Raw genomic sequence first — 16,523 nt, 5'->3', positions numbered from 1 at the left:
GGCTCTCCTCGGAGCGGTGACCATGGCGGTCCTGCCAAACCCACCGTCCGTTCCGATCGACAGCGACAAGTTCCGCCACATGCTGGCGTTCGGCGTGCTCACGATCCTCTCGGTCATGGCCTATCCGGAGGCCGAGCTGCTGCGCATTGGCGAGCGGCTCTCCTTCCTTGGCGCCATGATCGAAGTGGTTCAGTCGATCCCGGCGCTTCACCGTGATTGTGACATCATGGACTGGGTGGCTGACACCGTCGTGATTGTCGGGATGCTGCTCGTCGTCAGGCTGGTCCGGGGCCGCCGCGCCGCCATTTGATCCAAAGGTGACGGGCGAGCAGCGCAGGGGGCATCCGCATCCAGTGCGACCGGACGTAGAAGGCCAGACGCGTCGCTCGACGCGTACTGCGCCCCCAGCCATCCCGCGCCAGCAGCCGGCGAACGAAGATCCGGTCCAGGGCGGTTTGCCTGCGCCACGGGTCCGGCACTGGCGTCGCGAATAGGGCATGGCTCAACCGCGCGGCGCGCGCCACGGGTTGATCCGCTCCATGTTCGGCAGCACGCGCGGCAAGTTTCAGCCAGAAGCTATCCTCAGCTTCGCCAAACTCGCGCAGCAGCCGGTCGATGTCCCACAGGTTGCGCAAGCCCCCGCTCAGGTCGCCGTCGGCCAGCAGGTGAAGCGCAGCGTGCACCACCATATCCTCTGGCGAGAGCATGGCGAAACCGCCGCCGAGCGGCACTGCGTCCTCGATCAGCTTGCCAGCATCGGGTGAGATTCGAGCGGTCAGCGGCAGGATCGTGTGATGCACGTCGATCATCCGGTCCCGTTCCGGATGGATGAGTGGCGGCAGCTCGTGCATCCAGCGCCGGTAATATTCGTCGTCATAGGGGTCCGGCTTCACCCACATCCAGCCATGCGCCAGAAGCGCATCCTCAACCCGGTTTAGCGCCTGCCGCGGCACCAGGATGTCCAGGTCACCGATCGAGCGGCCCTGCCCCGCGTCCAGCCCCGCGGCGACGAAAGCAGTGCCTTTGAGGAGGATAAGTGGCTCAGCGATGCCCACCAGCGCGCGGCGCGCGACTTCCGCTTCCCACAGCGCCTGGCGGCGTCCCTCCAGCGCGGTCGCGCGCGCCTCTGCCAGGATGCTTGCTACCCGGCCCGGCAGTGAAAGGCCCGACAGACGACAGGCTAGCGAGCCCATCAACTGCTCCGCCCGCGCGACTGCAAGAACACCGGTCCATTCGCGATCGCTGAGTTGCTCCGCTTCGGCCGGCGCAACCAGTAACCTAACGAGTTCGCGGGCCGGGCTCACCACATGGCCTCGATCAATGCAGCCGCAGTGTCCGCCTCGGGATAGTCGATCGCCATGCGCGTAACGCCGTTCACCAGCCGCGTGAGTGCCGTAAACCCCGCCTCCCCCAGCCCGACATAGTTGGTCGATGCTTGCGTCAACCGCACGAATGCTTCGCCCGCGCCGACCGGTCGCTGCTCCGCCGGCAGGCCGAAGCGGGGGAAGAGGAGCAGCGCAGGCTCGGCGGCCTCATCCATCGCGGCCAGAGCTGCGTGGTTGGGTACGAGGTGTCGGATGTCCCCCTTTGGCGTGCCGTAAAGCAGCGGGCCGAACCGGGCACCCGGCAGCGCAGCTGCCGCTACCGCGATCGCTGCGTTCTTCATGCTGATGGGACGGGGAAAAGGAACGACCAGGCCAGTCGATGGGTCGACCAGCACGAACTCGTCCGCCATCAGCCGCCAGCCGCGCCGCTGCAGCAAGGCGACGAGCGTCGACTTCCCCGCCCCCGACTCTCCCGTCATGATGATCGCGCGGCCGTCGCGCTCTGCCGCGGCCGCGTGCAGCAGCAGAAATCTTCGTTGCCCCAGCGCCATCTGCAGGTTCATCGCCATCTCCGCTGCGAGCAGCCCCTGCGCCAGTGGCAGCGGAGCGGCATCCGGAATCGCATAGTCCCCCGCGATGCTGACGGCAGGCCGCACCCAGCGTCGCCACGGCCGGACAGGCTCCAGCCGCACGGTAAAATCCGAAACCCCCTCCAAAGGAGGGTAGTCGCTATACAACGCGTTCAGCTGTTCGATTGGTGTGCGCCACTCGGATCCGACACGAAAGCCGATCGGCCCGACCCGGACGGTAAAAACATGCCTCATCGCCATTCAAGCAGCCCGGCGACCGCCAACTCATCCAACGCTGCGATCAGACTGCCCCGATCGCCGCCCACGAGCTCGAACTCGGTTTCGAGATCATCAAGCGTGAGCCAGCGATCCGCCAGCGCATCCAGCAATTCCGGCGCGGGAGATGTGACGAGATGAGTGATGCCCGACGCGCGATGGAAGACCGCTACCAGATCATCGAGCGGCACGATCGCAAGGCCGTCGGCCGGCGGCGCGCGATAGCGCGTCGCGTCCACCCACTTACCTCCGCGGCATCTGCAGCGACGCGAAGCAGGTGAAGCCGGTCGATCCGCTGCGCAGGTTCTGAACGTATTTGAGGTAGGCCCGGCTGCGCTCGTAGTCGACGCCGGGCAAATTGCCCCCGGTCGCCAATGCGCGTCGCACGTCCTCGCCCTTCAGCGGGCGTGCAGGCGGCGCGTAGGCGCCGGCAGTTCCAGCGGGCACAACCTTGCCGTCGCGATTGATGAAGCCGCCGGTCTGGCGCGGGTCGGGCACGGGAATCTCACACGTCAGCACCGAGCCGTAGGCCTGGGCCATCGCCGGCCGGATCGACACCACTGCCACCGCGCCCGCGGCACCAAGGCGCAAGGCGCGGCGCCGCTGCGGCTGGGCCGGCTGATCCGGGTCGATCGGTTCGCTCATCGGACGCTTTTCCACCAAGACGCCCTTCCATAATCCTAACGGTGGAACAAGCGCCGCTCGGAGCGTCGTTTCATCGCGGGACGATGATCTTGCGTGAGGCATAGGGGCAAGTCCCAACTGCCGCTCCTGATGCAACCATGTATCAGCCGACTAGGAATGCGCTACACTCTTGGGCCGCGTACCGGCGGCAGGGAGGTAACTGACAGGCGACCATGGCTGAGATCGTTTCTCCTCGCGGTTGGCTCGCGCTCGGCATCGTGATCCTCACGGCCGGGATCATCGCCGCTACCGGAGCTGGCTTTGATGCTGCCGGACTGACGCTGGTAGGTGGCACCGCAGCTGTACTCGCCACCACGGCGCGCGAAGCCACGGAAGAAAAAGCAGCCTTCGCGCCCGTTGATACGGCATCTGCCGGCGAGCCCGATCTGGTCCTGGACGCACTCGCGGAGCCGGTGCTCGTGCTCGGAGGCCCCCGCATCCTCGCCGCCAACCGCGCCGCGCGCGAACTTCTCGGCGACCATATCATCGGCGAGGATGCGCGTACGGCCATCCGTCATCCCGCAGCCGCCGCAGTACTCGGCGGGGCGAGCGATACCGATCCCGTTGCGCTCGCGGGGCTCGGGTCGCCCGATCAGCGGTGGGACATGCGCGTCGCCGCGATCGGCGACGGGCGCCGGCTCGTCCATCTTGCCGATCGCAGCGGCAGTCATGCCGCGGAGCGCATGCGGGTCGACTTCGTGGCCAATGCCAGCCATGAACTGCGCACCCCGCTCGCCTCGATCCTCGGCTATGTGGAAACCCTGTCGGACGAGGCCGGGGAGGATCCTGCCCTGCGCGCCCGTTTCCTCAAAATCGTTCTCGACGAAGCCCGCCGCATGGATCGGCTGGTCGATGACCTCATGAGCCTTTCTCGTATCGAGGCGGAGAAGTTCCGAACGCCCGCAGAGGTGATCAATCTCGCGGACCTCGTCGACAAGACCCAAGCGGAACTGGCGGATGCGCACAACGGCCGCGGTCGCGACATCATCCTCGAATATGAGCCGGGCGCCTACGTGCCGGTGCTCGGTGATGCGTCACAATTATCGCAATTGCTCCACAACCTCATCGGTAACGCGATGAAATATGGCCGCCCAGGCACACCGATCCGTGTCTCGCTCACTCGCGAAAAAGGTACCGTGCGCCTCGTCGTGGCCGACCAAGGGGAAGGGATCCCTCCGGAGCACCTGCCGCGGCTCACGGAGCGCTTCTACCGCGTCGATCCGGGCCGCAGCCGCTCCATCGGCGGAACCGGGCTCGGTCTCGCCATCGTCAAGCACATCGCGGAGCGGCATCGCGGCCGGCTGGAGATATCCAGCCGTCTTGGCGAAGGCACGCGCGTCGCAGTTACCCTACGCGCCCCGGCTGCAGCAGAGACGTTGTCATGAAGCCGTAACGCACGTGTCACACAGGCCGCCCGGTCGCGGCTGGAGCGACGGATTTCGGGATGCCAATGATTCGCGCCGTCATGCCGATCGTGATGCTCGCACTGGTCGCCGCCTGTCATGACCAGGCGAGCGGCGGGGCGGGCGCACGCGATCAGATCCGGGCGGTTGGCTCCTCCACGGTCTATCCCTTCACCACGATCGTTGCCGAGCAGTTCCTTGCCAATAACCCCGACGCTCGTCCCCCTGTGATCGAATCGACCGGTACAGGCGCCGGGATGAAGCTGTTCTGCGGAGGGATCGGTGCGGCTTATCCGGACATAGAAAATGCCTCGCGCCGGATGAAGCGCAGTGAATTCGATACCTGCGCGCGCAACGGTGCGGGAGACATTCTGGAAATCCAGGTCGGTATCGACGGCGTCGCCTTTGCGGAGGCCAAGAACGGCCCAAAGATGCCGCTCACACCCGCTGATCTCTACCGGGCGCTTGCTGCCAATCCCAACGGCCGCCCCAACACCGCGCGCACTTGGCGCGACGTGAACCCGGCGCTGCCGGCAACGCCGATCCAGGTCTACGGACCGCCTTCAACCAGCGGAACGCGCGATGCCCTGGCGGAACTGATCCTCGCAAAGGGCTGCGAGGAAGTGGATCCCGCAGCAAAGGCGATGAAGGCGCACGACGAGGACGCGTTCAAGAAGCGCTGCCAGCGCGTGCGCGAGGACGGCGCCTATATCGACGCCGGGGAGAACGATAATCTCATCGTTCAGAAGCTGACGGCCAACCCCAACGCGATCGGCATCTTCGGCTATTCGTATCTCGAGGAAAATGCGGGCTCGGTGGACGGCGTGCCGATCTCGGGCGTCACGCCGAGTGATGCGACCATTGCTGACGGCAGCTACCCCGGCGCCCGCCCGCTCTACCTTTATGTGAAGAAGGCGCATCTCGATGCGGTCCCCGGCTTGCGTCAGTACCTGAAGCAATATGCGAAGCTCTGGGGCGAAGGCGGCCCCCTCGCCCGGCGCGGTCTGATCGCCGCGCCGACGGCCGTGCAGGCTCATGCGGCCGAGGTCGTTCACAAGGAAATGCCGCTCGACGGACGTGAACTGTCATGAGCGTCGGCGCCCTGTTCTTCGTGGTCGCTGCGTTCGGGTTGATTGCCTGGTTCATGGCGCGTGCCCGCGCGGCCGCCTTCCGAGGCTCGACATCGGGACGCTTCACGGCCCTGCCCGGCCATTATGGCTGGTACGTCGCGTTGTGGACGATCATCCCCCCGGTGGCGTTCCTCTCCATCTGGTCATTCACGTCGCCGGCGCTGGTGACCGATGCCGTCATCGCAACGCCTGCGGCGGCGGCGCTGCCGGCCCAAGGCTTCGAACGCGCCGCCATCCTGTCGGAAGCGCGGAACCTCGCGCGTGGCCAGGCTTTCGGAGCCTTCCACGATCTCTCTGAAGTGCTGGCCCCCGCCTATGCCGCCGCGCAGGCGCGCTTCAACTGGATCGCGACTGCGCTGGCCGCGACGCTTGCGTTCGCCGGCTTCGCCTTCGCCTATCTTCGCGTACGCCCGCAATTCGCCGCCCGCACCCACGTCGAACGGATCGTGATGATCGCGCTGCTGGCGGCGTCGCTGATCGCGATCCTCACGACTGTCGGTATCGTCGCCAGCCTGGTCTTTGAAAGTGCGCGCTTCTTCTCGATCGTGCCGATTACCGATTTCCTGTTCGGCACCCATTGGTCGCCGCAGGTCATCGACGCGCGCGATCCGGGTGCGAGCCTCGGCGCGCTGCCCCTCTTCTGGGGCACCTTCTTCATCGGCGCGATCATCGCGATGATCGTGGCGATCCCGTTCGGGCTGATGAGCGCCATCTACCTGACGCAATATGCCAAGCCGCGCACCCGCCGCTGGATGAAGCCGCTGCTGGAAATCCTCGCCGGCGTTCCTACGGTGGTCTACGGCTATTTCGCAGCGCTGACGGTGGCGCCGGCAGTTCGCGACTTCGCCGTGGCGATCGGCATCACGTGGGCCAGCAGCGAAAGCGCACTTGCAGCCGGGCTCGTCATGGGCGTGATGATCATTCCCTTCGTCTCCTCCATGGCAGACGATTCGCTCGCCGCCGTGCCCAATGCGATGCGGGATGGCAGTCTGGCGATGGGTGCCACGCCCTCGGAAACGATCCGCAAGGTTCTCGTTCCTGCCGCCCTCCCAGGGATCGTCGGCGGCGTGCTTCTCGCCGTCAGTCGCGCGATCGGCGAGACGATGATCGTCGTGATGGCGGCATCCGGCGTCGCTGCGCTGACGCTCAATCCCTTCGCCAGCACCACGACGGTGACCAAGCAGATCGTCGATCTCCTCACCGGCGAAGCAGAATTCGACAGCGCGAAGACGCTCGCGGCCTTTGCGCTCGGCCTCACGCTGTTCGTCGTCACGCTCCTCCTCAACATCGTCGCGCTGATGGTCGTGAAAAGATATCGGGAAGCTTATGACTGAGCGCGCGCCCACCGATTGGCGCACGGAAGCGATGCGGCGTCGCATCGCGCGCCGATACGCTGCCGAACGACGCTTTCGCCTCCTGGGTCTTGGCGCAATCTTGCTGTCGGCCGGGTTCCTCGCCTTCCTGATCATCACCATGGTGGCGCAGGGCGCGGCAGGCTTCACCGAAACCCGTCTCGCGCTACCGATCGATTTCGCGAGGGCGAACCTCGCCGTCACGCCCGAGCAGTTGCGTGGCGATCGCGCCGATCTGGCTCTGGCCGGTGCGGGCCTTGAATCAGTGGTCGATAGCGCCGCCGGCGCCGCTTACGGGCCGGAAGGCGGTGCGGCGCTCCTGTCTGAGGGTGCATGGCTGAGGGTGCGCGACGCCGTAAAGGCCGATCCCTCGCTGCTCCGCCGCTCCGCCCTGATCGAGGTGCCGGTTTCGACTGAAATCGACATGGCATACAAGGGTGATGGCCCGCCCGCTGCCGAGCGGATTGTCGCCGCGCTGGGCAACCGTCTGTCGCTCGGCCTCAACCGCGGCTTCTTCACCGGCGCGGATTCGACGGATCCGACCCGCGTCGGCATCTGGGGCGCGCTGAAGGGCTCGCTGCTGACGATGTTCGTCACGCTGGCGCTCGCCTTCCCGATCGGCGTCCTATCCGCCCTCTATCTTGAGGAATATGCACCAAAGAACCGGTGGACGGACCTCATCGAGGTCTCGATCAACAATCTTGCAGCAGTGCCCTCGATCATCTTCGGCCTGCTTGGCTTGGCGGTATTTCTTGGCACGCTCGGACTGCCACGCTCGGCGCCGATCGTCGGTGGCCTGACGCTGGCGTTGATGACCATGCCAGTCATCGTCATCGCCGGGCGCAACGCGATCAAGGCAGTGCCGCCGTCGATCCGTGACGCAGCGCTGGGCATTGGCGCGAGCCCAGTCCAGGTCGTCTTCCACCACGTCCTGCCGCTCGCCCTTCCCGGGATCCTCACCGGCACGATCATCGGCATGGCGCGCGCACTCGGCGAGACGGCACCATTGCTGATGATCGGCATGCGCGCGTTCATCGCCGCGCCGCCGAGCGGCCTCACCGATCCAGCCACCGTTCTTCCGGTCCAGATTTTCCTCTGGTCGGACGAAGTCGCCCGCGGCTTCGTAGAAAAGACCTCTGCCGCCATCATCGTGCTGCTCGTCGTGCTGCTCGCGATGAACGGCCTTGCCATCTACCTCCGCAACCGCTTCGAGACCCGCTGGTGACGCAAAAGATCACGGCCCATCACGTCAGCGTCTTCTATGGCGAGAAACAAGCCATCAGGGACGTGTCGATCGATATCGATCAGGAGGACGTAACCGCCTTCATTGGCCCGTCCGGCTGCGGCAAGTCGACCTTCCTGCGCACCCTCAATCGCATGAACGACACCGTCGCCAATGCACGCGTGGAGGGCGAGATCCGACTCGATGGCGAGGACATCTACTCAAAGGACATGGACGTCGTTCAGCTGCGCGCGCGCGTGGGCATGGTGTTCCAGAAGCCGAACCCGTTTCCCAAGTCGATCTATGAGAATGTCGCCTACGGGCCGCGCATTCATGGCCTCGCCCGCAACAAGGCGGATCTCGATCAGATCGTGGAGCAGTCGCTCACCCGCGCCGGCCTCTGGGCCGAAGTGAAGGACCGCCTGTCCGACAGTGGCACCGCTTTGTCGGGCGGCCAGCAACAACGGCTCTGCATTGCACGGGCCATCGCGGTTGATCCCGAGGTGATCCTGATGGACGAGCCGTGCAGCGCGCTCGATCCGATCGCCACTGCCCGGATCGAGGAGCTGATCCACGATCTGCGCGGCCGCTATGCCATCGTAATTGTCACGCACAACATGCAGCAGGCCGCGCGCGTCAGCCAGAAGACGGCCTTCTTCCACCTGGGCGAGCTGGTGGAGTACGGTGACACCAACGACATCTTCACCAACCCGCGCGAGCAGCGCACCACCGACTATATCACGGGCCGTTACGGCTGAGGGGAGAGGATATGCCGACGGGACAGGAACATACCGTCAAGGCGTTCGACGATGACATCCGCCGCCTGCGCGGGATGATCAGCCAGATGGGCGGCCTCGCGGAGGAAGCGATCGAAAGCGCGATGCTCGCGCTCGCGCGCAGCGACCTCGACCTCGCCAAGAAGGTGCGCAAGGCGGATGCCCAGATCGATGCAATCGAGGCGGAGGTGGAGCGGCTTGCGGTTCGCGTCATCGCCTTGCGCGCACCGATGGCGAATGATCTTCGCGAAGTCGTCGCAGCCTTCAAGATCGCGGCCGTGCTCGAGCGTATCGGCGATTATGCCAAGAACATCGCCAAGCGCGTGCCGATGATTGAAAGCGAGCATCGCATCGAGCCGATCTCCGTGATCCAGGCAATGGCCCGGATGGCGGCGGAAATGGTCCACGACGTTCTCAACGCCTTCGCCGCGCGCGATGCACAGGCAGCGGTGGAGATCTGCGAGCGCGACCGGGCGCTTGATGATTTCTACGACGCGATCTTCCGCACGCTCGTCACCCACATGGTTGAGAATCCCAAGACCATCAGCGAAGTCGCCCATCTGCTGTTCGTGGCCAAGAACCTCGAACGCATCGGCGATCACGCCACGAACGTTGCTGAAATGGTCTATTTCGCCGCGACGGGGACGCAACTCGGCGATCGCGAAAAGGGGGAATGATGGCACGCGCCCGCATGCTTCTGGTCGAGGACGATGCGTCCCTCGCGGAACTGCTCGTCTGGCATTTCAAGCGCGAGGATTTTGACGTCGCGCACACCATCGACGGCGAGGAGGCACTGCTGCTCGCCAAGGAGAAGGTGCCGGACATCGTCCTGCTCGACTGGATGGTGGAAGGGCTCTCGGGCATTGAGGTCTGCCGCCGCCTGCGGCGCTCGCCTGAAACGGCGAATGTGCCGATCATCATGCTCACCGCGCGCGGCGAGGAAGAGGATCGCATCCGCGGGCTGGAAACCGGCGCGGACGATTACGTTACCAAGCCGTTCAGCCCGCGCGAACTCGTCGCTCGCGTATCCGCGGTGCTGCGCCGCGTTCGCCCTGGCCTTGCTGGTGAAGCACTGAGCTACGCCGACCTCGAGATGGACACTGTCGGCCACAAGGTCCGCCGCGGTGGCGAAGTGATACCGCTCGGCCCGACCGAGTTCCGCCTGCTCAAGCATTTCCTGGAGCATCCCGGCCACGTCTTCTCCCGCGAGCGCCTGCTCGACAGCGTCTGGGGGCACGACAGCGATATCGAAAGTCGCACCGTCGATGTGCACATTCGGCGCCTTCGCAAGGCGATCAATGATGGTGGACGACCAGACATCATTCGAACCGTGCGGTCTGCGGGATATGCGCTGGATGCCGGCCACTAGTCATACTCAAGGATAGGCCGACTACGTAGATGTCGAATCGCACTCGAAACGAAGGATACTTCAGCCTGTAAGTGCGTTCCTTGTGCTGCGTTTGCACGCAAGTCAGCTTTTTCAGGAGATTTCCTCATGAAGTCGTTCCTTCTCGCCGCGGCGGCGCTCATTGCCGCTCCCGCACTCGCGCAAACCCAACCGGCCCCGGCGTCTGAACAGGCCACGATCGCATCCGAGGAAACGCCGCGTCCCACCGCCCCCGGCTTCGAGGAAGAAGGCGGCCCGGCGATGGGCGGCTATGAGCCCGCCGAGCCGGCTCTGAAGGGTACCCCGCAGCCCGGGGCGCGCGTCGTATTCCAGCCCGCACCGCCGCCCTCGGTTGCATTCCCGCCACCCCCGCCCATGAAGAGCTACCCGATCTGCAAGAAGGGCCAGTACAACAACTGCATGCAGCGCGGCGGCAAGTAACACCGCCACTGCGGTGGACCTGACACACCGGGCGGTTGCACCCGTTTGAATGTCGAGTATGGGAAGGCGCTTCTAATCACGCGAGGGAGCGCCTTTTCCATGTCCATCCGTTTCGATGACAAGGTTGCGATCGTCACTGGTGCCGGCGGCGGGCTCGGCCGGGAATATGCACTGGAACTAGCACGCCGCGGCGCGAAGGTGGTCGTCAACGACCTCGGCGGCGATCGCACCGGCACCGGCGCATCTGATGCCGCCCACAAGGTAGTCGAGGAGATCAAGGCTGCTGGCGGCGAGGCAATGGCCAATGGCGCCAGCGTCACCGAATACGAGCAGATGGTCGAGATGGTTGCCAAGGCCAAGGAAGCCTGGGGCGGCGTCCATGTCCTGATCAACAACGCTGGCGTGCTCCGCGACAAGTCGTTCGCGAAGATGGATCCGGCGGACTTCGCTTTCGTCGTGCAGGTTCACCTGCTCGGCTCGGCCTATGCCACCAAGGCGGTGTGGGACACGATGCGCGAGCAGAACTACGGCCGCATCCTGATGACCGCGTCGTCGACCGGTCTATACGGCAACTTCGGCCAGACAAACTATGGCGCGGCTAAGCTCGGCCTCGCCGGCTTCACCAAATCGCTGTACCTCGAGGGCGCGAAGAACAACATCAAGGTCAACACGCTCGCGCCGGTCGCCGGCACGCGCATGACCGAAGATCTGTTTCCTGAGCAGCTGTTCCAGGCATTCTCGCCCGAGAAGGTGGTGCCGGCCGCACTCTATCTCGTCAGCGAGGATGCGCCGACCAACCAGATCGTCGGTGCTGGCGCCGGCGTGTTCCAGGCAGCCTATGTCACGCTGACGCCGGGCGTCGCGCTCAGCGGCGAAGAACTGTCGCCGGAGGGCATCGCGAAGCATTGGTCCGAGATCACCGACCGGACCGGCGAGATCGTGCCGGATTCGGGCGCCGGCCAGTCGATGATGATCGGCAAGAAGCTTCAGGGCGGCTGATCGGCCACGGGGGCTGCGCCAGCGGCCCCCGCAACGCTGCCCAACGCAGCATCGCGCCCAGACGAACCGGACTTACCCCAGGCGGGTGATCGCCCGCGCCAGGTTATCCCGCGCCCGGGCTTCCCATCGCGCCCGCGCCCAATCAGTGACGTACAGTCGCTCGCGATTCAGAAAGCGTCGCAGGACCCCTGCCCTTCCCGCGCGATAGGCCGCGGGCTCGACATGGGCGTACTCCGCCGCGATCTGCGCATCATACCGGTCGAAATCGTCAGCTTCGGCCCCAAGGATCGCCAGATCGACATCCAGCAGCAACGCGCCGTCCGGACACTTCCCAGCGTCAGGCACCTTGTGGTCTGCGGTCGCGAGGATTGCGGCCACCGCTCGCTCGACGCTAATTGCCGGCGCGGATAGGTCATTGCGGCACAAAGCCGCGCTCAACTCCTCGTTCCTTCCGGCGGCCGCTTGAGGATCGTAGATCGCATCGTGCCACAGAACGAAGGCGGCAGCAGCCGTGGAGTCGTGAATTTGGATGCCGTCTCGCTCCGCCGCGACGAGATGGACGATCATCGCTAGAGGGTGACTCCAGTCATGATAATGACGCCACGGTTCGTGGTATCGCCATCGAACTGCCGTGCCGGTCGACGTCTCCACTAGGGCAGTGAAGGCGTCGGTGACTGACATCATTCCTCGACGAGCTTCATCAGGCGCCGCTCGACCGGGGCGAGCACCGGCCCAAGCTCGTGGCCGCGCTTCACCACCTGCCCGCCTTCGCCCACCAGCGCCCACATCCCCTGCTTGTTGCGCAGCGCCGGCCGCTTCTCGATACGGAACTCGGGCCGCTCGGCTGACCGGCGAAAGGCAGCGAAAATCGCAGCGTCTCGGCCGAGATCGATGGCGTAATCCTTCCAATGACCCGCTGCCACCATGCGGCCGTACAGATCGAGGATCCGGTTCAGCTCCAGCCGCTCGAACCCGATCTGGCTGGGGCGCCACGGAAGCGGAAATGGCGTGACGACGCCCATCAGGCGCGGTCACGCTCCCGCGGCTGCTCGCCATGTTCCTCCAGCAGGGCGTCGAGCCGCTTCTTCATCGCTTCCAGTTCGCAGCGCAGCAGTTCCACCTTCTGCGTCGCCGGATCGAAGCCGTCGCAGCAAGGCGTGCCATAGGCCATGAACTTGCGTTCCGGCGCCTTTCCACCTTCAACCACCGTTGGACGCGCCGGGATGCCGACCATCACCGCGCCCTCGGGTACGTCGCGCGTCACCACGGCGTTCGCGCCCACGCGCGCGCGCCGGCCGACCGTGATCGGCCCGAGCACCTGCGCGCCCGATCCGATGATCGCGCCGTCAGAGATCGTTGGGTGGCGCTTACCCGCCACGCCGTTGTCCGGGCTCGTGCCCCCCAACGTTACGCATTGGTAGATGGTGACGTCGTCGCCGATCTCGGCCGTTTCCCCGATCACGACGAAGCCGTGATCGATGAAGAAATTGCGCCCGATCTTCGCCCCGGGATGGATGTCGATCGCCGTCATGAAGCGCGAAAAATGATTCACCAGACGGGCAAGGAAGAACAGTCGCGCGCGGTACAGGCGGTTCGCCACGCGGTGCCATCCGAGGGCCCACACGCCCGGATAGGTCAGGATTTCGAGCCGGGAATGCGGCGCGGGATCGCGCGCGCGGATCGAATCGAGATAATCGGCCAATCGCGCCATCACGCTTTCCCCTAGTCGTGACGCGCATCTAGGCCTTCCGAACGCCGTTTTCCAGCACCGCGAAAGCTGAACGCTATTGCTGCAAAGCATAGCGATCTTGTAGGATTTGGCTCGGTGCGCCATCCGGCGGCGACCAATGAACATGCCCCAGGGGACCGGTGTGGATTTTTCGCTGACGACGATCGAGGCCTTGTTGCCGTTCATCCTGGTCGGCTTCGGCGCTCAGATTGTCGACGGTGCGCTCGGCATGGCGTTCGGTGTGATCTGCAATACACTGCTGGTCGCGGTCATCGGCCTGGCCCCCGCGCGGGCGTCGGCGAACGTCCATATCGTCGAAACATTCACCACTGCCGTGTCGGGCATCAGCCATGTGCTCCACGGCAACGTCGATCGCCGCCTGTTTCTGCGGCTATTGATCCCCGGGATGATCGGCGGGATCACCGGCGCGTACCTGCTCACCAATCTGGACGGCGAGACGGTGAAGCCGTACGTTCTTGGCTATCTCGTCGCAGTCGGGATCTACCTTCTCGTGCGCGGCCTGCTGTTCCCGCCCAAGTCAAAGAAGCCCAAGGTCGTCGAGCCGCTCGGTCTCGTCGGCGGCTTTCTCGACGCGGCTGGCGGTGGCGGCTGGGGACCGATCGTTACCTCGAACCTGCTTGTTCAGGGCGTCGAGCCGCGCAAGGTGGTGGGCACCGTGAACTCCGTGGAGTTCTTCCTCACCCTCACCGTCTCGGCCACCTTCATATTCCATCTGGGGCTGAAGGATTTCGCGACGGCTACGCTCGGCCTGCTCATCGGCGGCGTCATCGCGGCGCCGTTCGGGGCGATCATGGCAAAGAAAATCCCGACCAAGACGATGCTCATCCTGGTCGGGACCGTGCTGGTCATCACCAGCACCTACGGGTTCATCCGCGCCGTTCTGTAAGAGCGACGCGGGTTGAAACAATCAGGAGGTGGCGGCGTGGACCGTGCCGACCGCCTGCATCACCGCAGCGATACGAACAGCGCCCTGAATCACCTCGGCGGTGACGCCCGCCTTCTTCAGCACCGCCTCGTGCGAATCGATGCACATGCCGCAGCCGTTCATCGCGCTGACGGCCAGGCTGAACAGCTCGAAATCGACCTTGTCGATGCCGGGCGCGCCGATCACGTTCATGCGCAGCTTCGCCGGCATGTTCCGGTATTCCTGATTCCCCGCGAGGTGCGTGAAGCGGTAATAGACGTTGTTCATCGCCATCACTACTGCCGCTGCACGCGCCGCGTTGGCAGCTTCGGGCGAAAGCTTGTCGGCGCACTCAGCCTCGGCTGCCTCGACCAGCGGCTTGTGCCCGCTGCCATGCGCACAGGCGAGGAAAGTGCCGTACTTGCGCTGGTCGTTGAGGATCGTCTCGTTCAGCAGCGAGCCGACGTTGAGGCGAATATCCTTGGCGTAATCCGGCAGCGTGCCGGCGAATTCCTTGAGCGACATGGTATCTCTTTCATCACGCCTCCGCTCCTGCGGAGGATTGGGGAAGCACCCGCGCCGATCGGCGCCAGGCAAAAAGAGAGGGCGCGCCAGCCGACACGCCCTCCTTTTTTCCCCTCCCTCACGCGGGAGGGGACGTGTGGCTTCAGGCCGCGATCTGGAGGACGTCGTCGCCCTTGTTCCAGTTGCACGGGCACAGCTCGTCCGTCTGCAGCGCGTCGAGCACGCGCAGCGTCTCCTGCGGGTTGCGGCCGACGTTAAGGCCGTTGACCTGCACCGCCTGGATCACGTTGTCCGGATCGATGGTGAAGGTCGCGCGGAACGCGACATGCTCGTTAGCATCGAGGATGCCCAGCGCCTCGGCGAGCTTCGCACCGTTATCGGCAAGCCACGGGAAGTCCGCTGCGGCCAGATCCGGGTCCGACTTTCGCCAGGCGAGGTGGACGTGGGCGGTGTCGGTCGATGCACCGATCAGCACGGCGTCACGATCCTCAAAGTCGCCCTTCAGCTGGCTGTAGCCGACGATCTCGGTCGGGCAGACGAAGGTGAAGTCCTTCGGCCAGTAGAACAGCACCTTCCACTTACCCGGGAAGGCGGTCGTCAGGTCGAGCGTCTCGCCCGCGGGAAGCGCATTGGTGCCCTGCTGAACAGGAACGGTGATGGCGGGGAACTTGTCGCCGACGGTGAGCATGAATGGGCCTCCAGGAATAAATTAAGGCCTCGGGCAACCTCTCTTGCCGGGCGGCGATCCGCCTCTCTGGAAGGCGATATAAGGGGTTCTTATAATCGATCAAGCACGCTATTCCGCGTGAGTTGATCGATTGAGGCGATTAGTGGCCACTTACCTACCGACTCTGAAACAGCTGCAATATCTGATCGCGTTGAAAGATCAGGGGCATTTCGGCCGCGCCGCAGACAGCTGCTTCGTTACGCAGTCCACCTTGTCGGCGGGTATTCGCGAACTGGAGACGCTGATCGGCGTGACGTTGGTCGAGCGAACGCGGCGGGTCGTCCGATTCACCCCGCTTGGCGAGCGGATCGCGGCCAAGGCACGCCGTGTGCTGCGCGAGGCGGAAGAGCTTGGCGACATGGCGCGCGCAGCCGGCAGGCCACTATCCGGTGAGATGCGCATGAGCGTCATCCCCACGATCGCGCCCTTCCTGCTTCCCCGCGTCTTGCCGCGGCTCCGTGCGGACTATCCGGATCTGCGCCTGTTCCTGCGCGAGGAGCCGAGCGGCGCCGCCTGCGAGTCGCTCCACAACGGCCGCGCTGACTGCGTGCTGCTCGCCCTGCCCTACGCCTGCGGCGAAGTGACCACGCAACCGCTGTTCGACGATCGCCTCTTCCTCGCCTTTCCGGAAGGCGAGCTGGCTGATGGCGTTACGCCTGTCTCGCCGGCCGACATCGATGAAACACGGCTGCTTCTGCTGGAGGACGGTCACTGCCTGAAGGATCATGCACTTGCCGCATGCAATCGGCCGGAGCTGCGTGCCGAGGCGACGATGATGGGAACGTCGCTCCACACCATCGTCCAGATGGTCGACAATGGCCTGGGCGTGACGATGCTGCCGGAGATCGCGCTGAAGGCCGGCATCCTCGATCACACGCACATCTGCGCTCGTCCGCTCGCAGGCGACAATCCGCGGCGGACGATCGCCCTTGCCTGGCGTCGTGCCAGCCCGCGCGAGCGGGATTTCCGGCTGCTTGCCGATATATTGTCCGGAACGATGACACCCCCCGGCCCTGCCAGCTCGAGCTCCGCGCCGAATTAAGGGCTCGCTCG

General features: G+C 65.0%; 21 protein-coding genes. 12 read left to right on the top strand and 9 right to left on the bottom strand.

Going from position 1 to position 16,523, the window contains the following annotated elements; all coding sequences use genetic code 11:
- Nucleotides 1–22: 22 nt before the first annotated feature.
- Nucleotides 23–310, top strand: coding sequence for a hypothetical protein (locus ACH0AE_RS10160; protein ID WP_294444397.1), 288 nt, complete (start codon nucleotides 23–25; stop codon nucleotides 308–310).
- On the opposite strand, the gene ACH0AE_RS10155 is transcribed toward ACH0AE_RS10160, so the two are convergent.
- The 4 genes from ACH0AE_RS10155 to ACH0AE_RS10140 are packed head-to-tail and all read right to left on the bottom strand — an operon-like array spanning nucleotide 276 to nucleotide 2,815.
- A complete protein-coding gene (locus ACH0AE_RS10155; RefSeq protein ID WP_406875719.1) occupies nucleotides 276–1,304 on the bottom strand; it encodes a nucleotidyltransferase family protein in 1,029 nt (342 codons plus the stop codon). The two genes, ACH0AE_RS10160 and ACH0AE_RS10155, sit on opposite strands and share 35 nt — an antisense overlap.
- Nucleotides 1,301–2,149, bottom strand: coding sequence for an HprK-related kinase A (locus tag ACH0AE_RS10150; RefSeq protein WP_294444398.1), 849 nt, complete (start codon nucleotides 2,147–2,149; stop codon nucleotides 1,301–1,303). The genes ACH0AE_RS10155 and ACH0AE_RS10150 overlap by 4 nt, the downstream gene beginning before the upstream one ends.
- The gene (locus ACH0AE_RS10145) at nucleotides 2,146–2,409 is read right to left on the bottom strand and encodes an HPr-rel-A system PqqD family peptide chaperone (protein WP_294444399.1); all 264 of its coding nucleotides are present in this window, start codon (nucleotides 2,407–2,409) and stop codon (nucleotides 2,146–2,148) included. Before ACH0AE_RS10145 ends, ACH0AE_RS10150 begins: the two co-directional genes overlap by 4 nt.
- A gap of 4 nt (nucleotides 2,410–2,413) precedes the next feature.
- Nucleotides 2,414–2,815 carry a hypothetical protein gene (locus ACH0AE_RS10140; RefSeq protein ID WP_294444400.1) on the bottom strand — a complete coding sequence of 134 codons (402 nt, stop codon included), beginning with the start codon at nucleotides 2,813–2,815 and terminating at the stop codon, nucleotides 2,414–2,416.
- Between the two features lie 212 nt (nucleotides 2,816–3,027).
- Here ACH0AE_RS10140 and ACH0AE_RS10135 point away from each other — a divergent pair, with 212 nt between their 5' ends.
- The 9 genes from ACH0AE_RS10135 to ACH0AE_RS10095 all read left to right on the top strand — a co-directional run bounded on the left by ACH0AE_RS10135 (nucleotide 3,028) and on the right by ACH0AE_RS10095 (nucleotide 11,564).
- Complete coding sequence (locus ACH0AE_RS10135; protein ID WP_294444401.1) at nucleotides 3,028–4,239, top strand: ATP-binding protein; 1,212 nt, start codon at nucleotides 3,028–3,030, stop codon at nucleotides 4,237–4,239.
- A 59-nt stretch (nucleotides 4,240–4,298) separates the two neighbouring features.
- Complete coding sequence (locus ACH0AE_RS10130; protein WP_406875718.1) at nucleotides 4,299–5,348, top strand: substrate-binding domain-containing protein; 1,050 nt, start codon at nucleotides 4,299–4,301, stop codon at nucleotides 5,346–5,348.
- Nucleotides 5,345–6,721: a phosphate ABC transporter permease subunit PstC gene (pstC, locus tag ACH0AE_RS10125; protein ID WP_406875717.1), complete on the top strand. Its 1,377-nt coding sequence runs from the start codon at nucleotides 5,345–5,347 to the stop codon at nucleotides 6,719–6,721. The genes ACH0AE_RS10130 and pstC overlap by 4 nt, the downstream gene beginning before the upstream one ends.
- Nucleotides 6,714–7,964 (top strand): phosphate ABC transporter permease PstA, encoded by a 1,251-nt coding sequence (gene pstA / locus ACH0AE_RS10120; protein WP_294441637.1) that lies wholly within the window; start codon nucleotides 6,714–6,716, stop codon nucleotides 7,962–7,964. Before pstC ends, pstA begins: the two co-directional genes overlap by 8 nt.
- Nucleotides 7,961–8,719 (top strand): phosphate ABC transporter ATP-binding protein PstB, encoded by a 759-nt coding sequence (gene pstB / locus ACH0AE_RS10115; RefSeq protein WP_294441638.1) that lies wholly within the window; start codon nucleotides 7,961–7,963, stop codon nucleotides 8,717–8,719. The genes pstA and pstB overlap by 4 nt, the downstream gene beginning before the upstream one ends.
- A gap of 11 nt (nucleotides 8,720–8,730) precedes the next feature.
- Nucleotides 8,731–9,414, top strand: a complete 684-nt coding sequence (gene phoU, locus ACH0AE_RS10110; protein WP_294441639.1) for a phosphate signaling complex protein PhoU — start codon at nucleotides 8,731–8,733, stop codon at nucleotides 9,412–9,414.
- Entirely contained in the window at nucleotides 9,414–10,106 is a 693-nt protein-coding gene (gene phoB, locus ACH0AE_RS10105; protein WP_294441640.1) for a phosphate regulon transcriptional regulator PhoB, read from the top strand. The genes phoU and phoB overlap by 1 nt, the downstream gene beginning before the upstream one ends.
- 126 nt (nucleotides 10,107–10,232) lie before the next feature.
- Nucleotides 10,233–10,565, top strand: coding sequence for a hypothetical protein (locus ACH0AE_RS10100; protein ID WP_294441641.1), 333 nt, complete (start codon nucleotides 10,233–10,235; stop codon nucleotides 10,563–10,565).
- A 99-nt stretch (nucleotides 10,566–10,664) separates the two neighbouring features.
- Nucleotides 10,665–11,564 carry an SDR family NAD(P)-dependent oxidoreductase gene (locus ACH0AE_RS10095; protein WP_294441642.1) on the top strand — a complete coding sequence of 300 codons (900 nt, stop codon included), beginning with the start codon at nucleotides 10,665–10,667 and terminating at the stop codon, nucleotides 11,562–11,564.
- 72 nt (nucleotides 11,565–11,636) lie between these two features.
- Here the strand turns inward: ACH0AE_RS10095 and ACH0AE_RS10090 are convergent, their stop codons facing one another.
- From ACH0AE_RS10090 to epsC, 3 genes are all read right to left on the bottom strand, one after another.
- Entirely contained in the window at nucleotides 11,637–12,131 is a 495-nt protein-coding gene (locus ACH0AE_RS10090) for a hypothetical protein (protein ID WP_294441643.1), read from the bottom strand.
- 113 nt (nucleotides 12,132–12,244) lie between these two features.
- A complete protein-coding gene (locus ACH0AE_RS10085; protein WP_294441644.1) occupies nucleotides 12,245–12,586 on the bottom strand; it encodes a DUF2794 domain-containing protein in 342 nt (113 codons plus the stop codon).
- A complete protein-coding gene (epsC, locus tag ACH0AE_RS10080; protein WP_294441645.1) occupies nucleotides 12,586–13,275 on the bottom strand; it encodes a serine O-acetyltransferase EpsC in 690 nt (229 codons plus the stop codon). Before epsC ends, ACH0AE_RS10085 begins: the two co-directional genes overlap by 1 nt.
- 142 nt (nucleotides 13,276–13,417) lie before the next feature.
- On the opposite strand from epsC, the gene ACH0AE_RS10075 reads away from it, so the two are divergent.
- The gene (locus ACH0AE_RS10075; RefSeq protein ID WP_406875758.1) at nucleotides 13,418–14,200 is read left to right on the top strand and encodes a sulfite exporter TauE/SafE family protein; all 783 of its coding nucleotides are present in this window, start codon (nucleotides 13,418–13,420) and stop codon (nucleotides 14,198–14,200) included.
- A 21-nt stretch (nucleotides 14,201–14,221) separates the two neighbouring features.
- On the opposite strand, the gene ACH0AE_RS10070 is transcribed toward ACH0AE_RS10075, so the two are convergent.
- Both ACH0AE_RS10070 and ACH0AE_RS10065 read right to left on the bottom strand, forming a co-directional pair.
- Nucleotides 14,222–14,743, bottom strand: coding sequence for a carboxymuconolactone decarboxylase family protein (locus ACH0AE_RS10070; protein ID WP_294441647.1), 522 nt, complete (start codon nucleotides 14,741–14,743; stop codon nucleotides 14,222–14,224).
- Nucleotides 14,744–14,885: 142 nt separating this feature from the next.
- Nucleotides 14,886–15,431 carry a peroxiredoxin gene (locus tag ACH0AE_RS10065; protein WP_294441648.1) on the bottom strand — a complete coding sequence of 182 codons (546 nt, stop codon included), beginning with the start codon at nucleotides 15,429–15,431 and terminating at the stop codon, nucleotides 14,886–14,888.
- A 142-nt stretch (nucleotides 15,432–15,573) separates the two neighbouring features.
- On the opposite strand from ACH0AE_RS10065, the gene ACH0AE_RS10060 reads away from it, so the two are divergent.
- Nucleotides 15,574–16,512, top strand: a complete 939-nt coding sequence (locus ACH0AE_RS10060; RefSeq protein WP_406875716.1) for a hydrogen peroxide-inducible genes activator — start codon at nucleotides 15,574–15,576, stop codon at nucleotides 16,510–16,512.
- The last annotated feature ends 11 nt before the right edge of the window (nucleotides 16,513–16,523 follow it).

Origin of the sequence: Sphingomonas sp. 179-A 2A2 NHS, assembly GCF_045371305.1 — a bacterium.
Taxonomy (GTDB): Bacteria; Pseudomonadota; Alphaproteobacteria; order Sphingomonadales; family Sphingomonadaceae; genus Sphingomonas.
This window is presented reverse-complemented; position numbering and strand designations above follow the sequence as displayed.

Bases quoted from the DNA above. Each gene is read 5' to 3' on its own strand.
- phoU (WP_294441639.1), top strand. From the start codon at position 8,731: ATGCCGACGGGACAGGAACATACCGTCAAGGCGTTCGACGATGACATC.
- ACH0AE_RS10160 (WP_294444397.1), top strand. From the start codon at position 23: ATGGCGGTCCTGCCAAACCCACCGTCCGTTCCGATCGACAGCGACAAG.
- ACH0AE_RS10140 (WP_294444400.1), bottom strand. From the start codon at position 2,815: ATGAGCGAACCGATCGACCCGGATCAGCCGGCCCAGCCGCAGCGGCGC.
- ACH0AE_RS10090 (WP_294441643.1), bottom strand. From the start codon at position 12,131: ATGATCGTCCATCTCGTCGCGGCGGAGCGAGACGGCATCCAAATTCAC.
- ACH0AE_RS10135 (WP_294444401.1), top strand. From the start codon at position 3,028: ATGGCTGAGATCGTTTCTCCTCGCGGTTGGCTCGCGCTCGGCATCGTG.
- ACH0AE_RS10150 (WP_294444398.1), bottom strand. From the start codon at position 2,149: ATGAGGCATGTTTTTACCGTCCGGGTCGGGCCGATCGGCTTTCGTGTC.
- ACH0AE_RS10075 (WP_406875758.1), top strand. From the start codon at position 13,418: ATGCCCCAGGGGACCGGTGTGGATTTTTCGCTGACGACGATCGAGGCC.
- pstC (WP_406875717.1), top strand. From the start codon at position 5,345: ATGAGCGTCGGCGCCCTGTTCTTCGTGGTCGCTGCGTTCGGGTTGATT.
- epsC (WP_294441645.1), bottom strand. From the start codon at position 13,275: ATGGCGCGATTGGCCGATTATCTCGATTCGATCCGCGCGCGCGATCCC.
- ACH0AE_RS10130 (WP_406875718.1), top strand. From the start codon at position 4,299: ATGCCAATGATTCGCGCCGTCATGCCGATCGTGATGCTCGCACTGGTC.
- pstA (WP_294441637.1), top strand. From the start codon at position 6,714: ATGACTGAGCGCGCGCCCACCGATTGGCGCACGGAAGCGATGCGGCGT.
- phoB (WP_294441640.1), top strand. From the start codon at position 9,414: ATGGCACGCGCCCGCATGCTTCTGGTCGAGGACGATGCGTCCCTCGCG.
- ACH0AE_RS10065 (WP_294441648.1), bottom strand. From the start codon at position 15,431: ATGCTCACCGTCGGCGACAAGTTCCCCGCCATCACCGTTCCTGTTCAG.
- ACH0AE_RS10100 (WP_294441641.1), top strand. From the start codon at position 10,233: ATGAAGTCGTTCCTTCTCGCCGCGGCGGCGCTCATTGCCGCTCCCGCA.
- ACH0AE_RS10070 (WP_294441647.1), bottom strand. From the start codon at position 14,743: ATGTCGCTCAAGGAATTCGCCGGCACGCTGCCGGATTACGCCAAGGAT.
- ACH0AE_RS10085 (WP_294441644.1), bottom strand. From the start codon at position 12,586: ATGGGCGTCGTCACGCCATTTCCGCTTCCGTGGCGCCCCAGCCAGATC.
- ACH0AE_RS10095 (WP_294441642.1), top strand. From the start codon at position 10,665: ATGTCCATCCGTTTCGATGACAAGGTTGCGATCGTCACTGGTGCCGGC.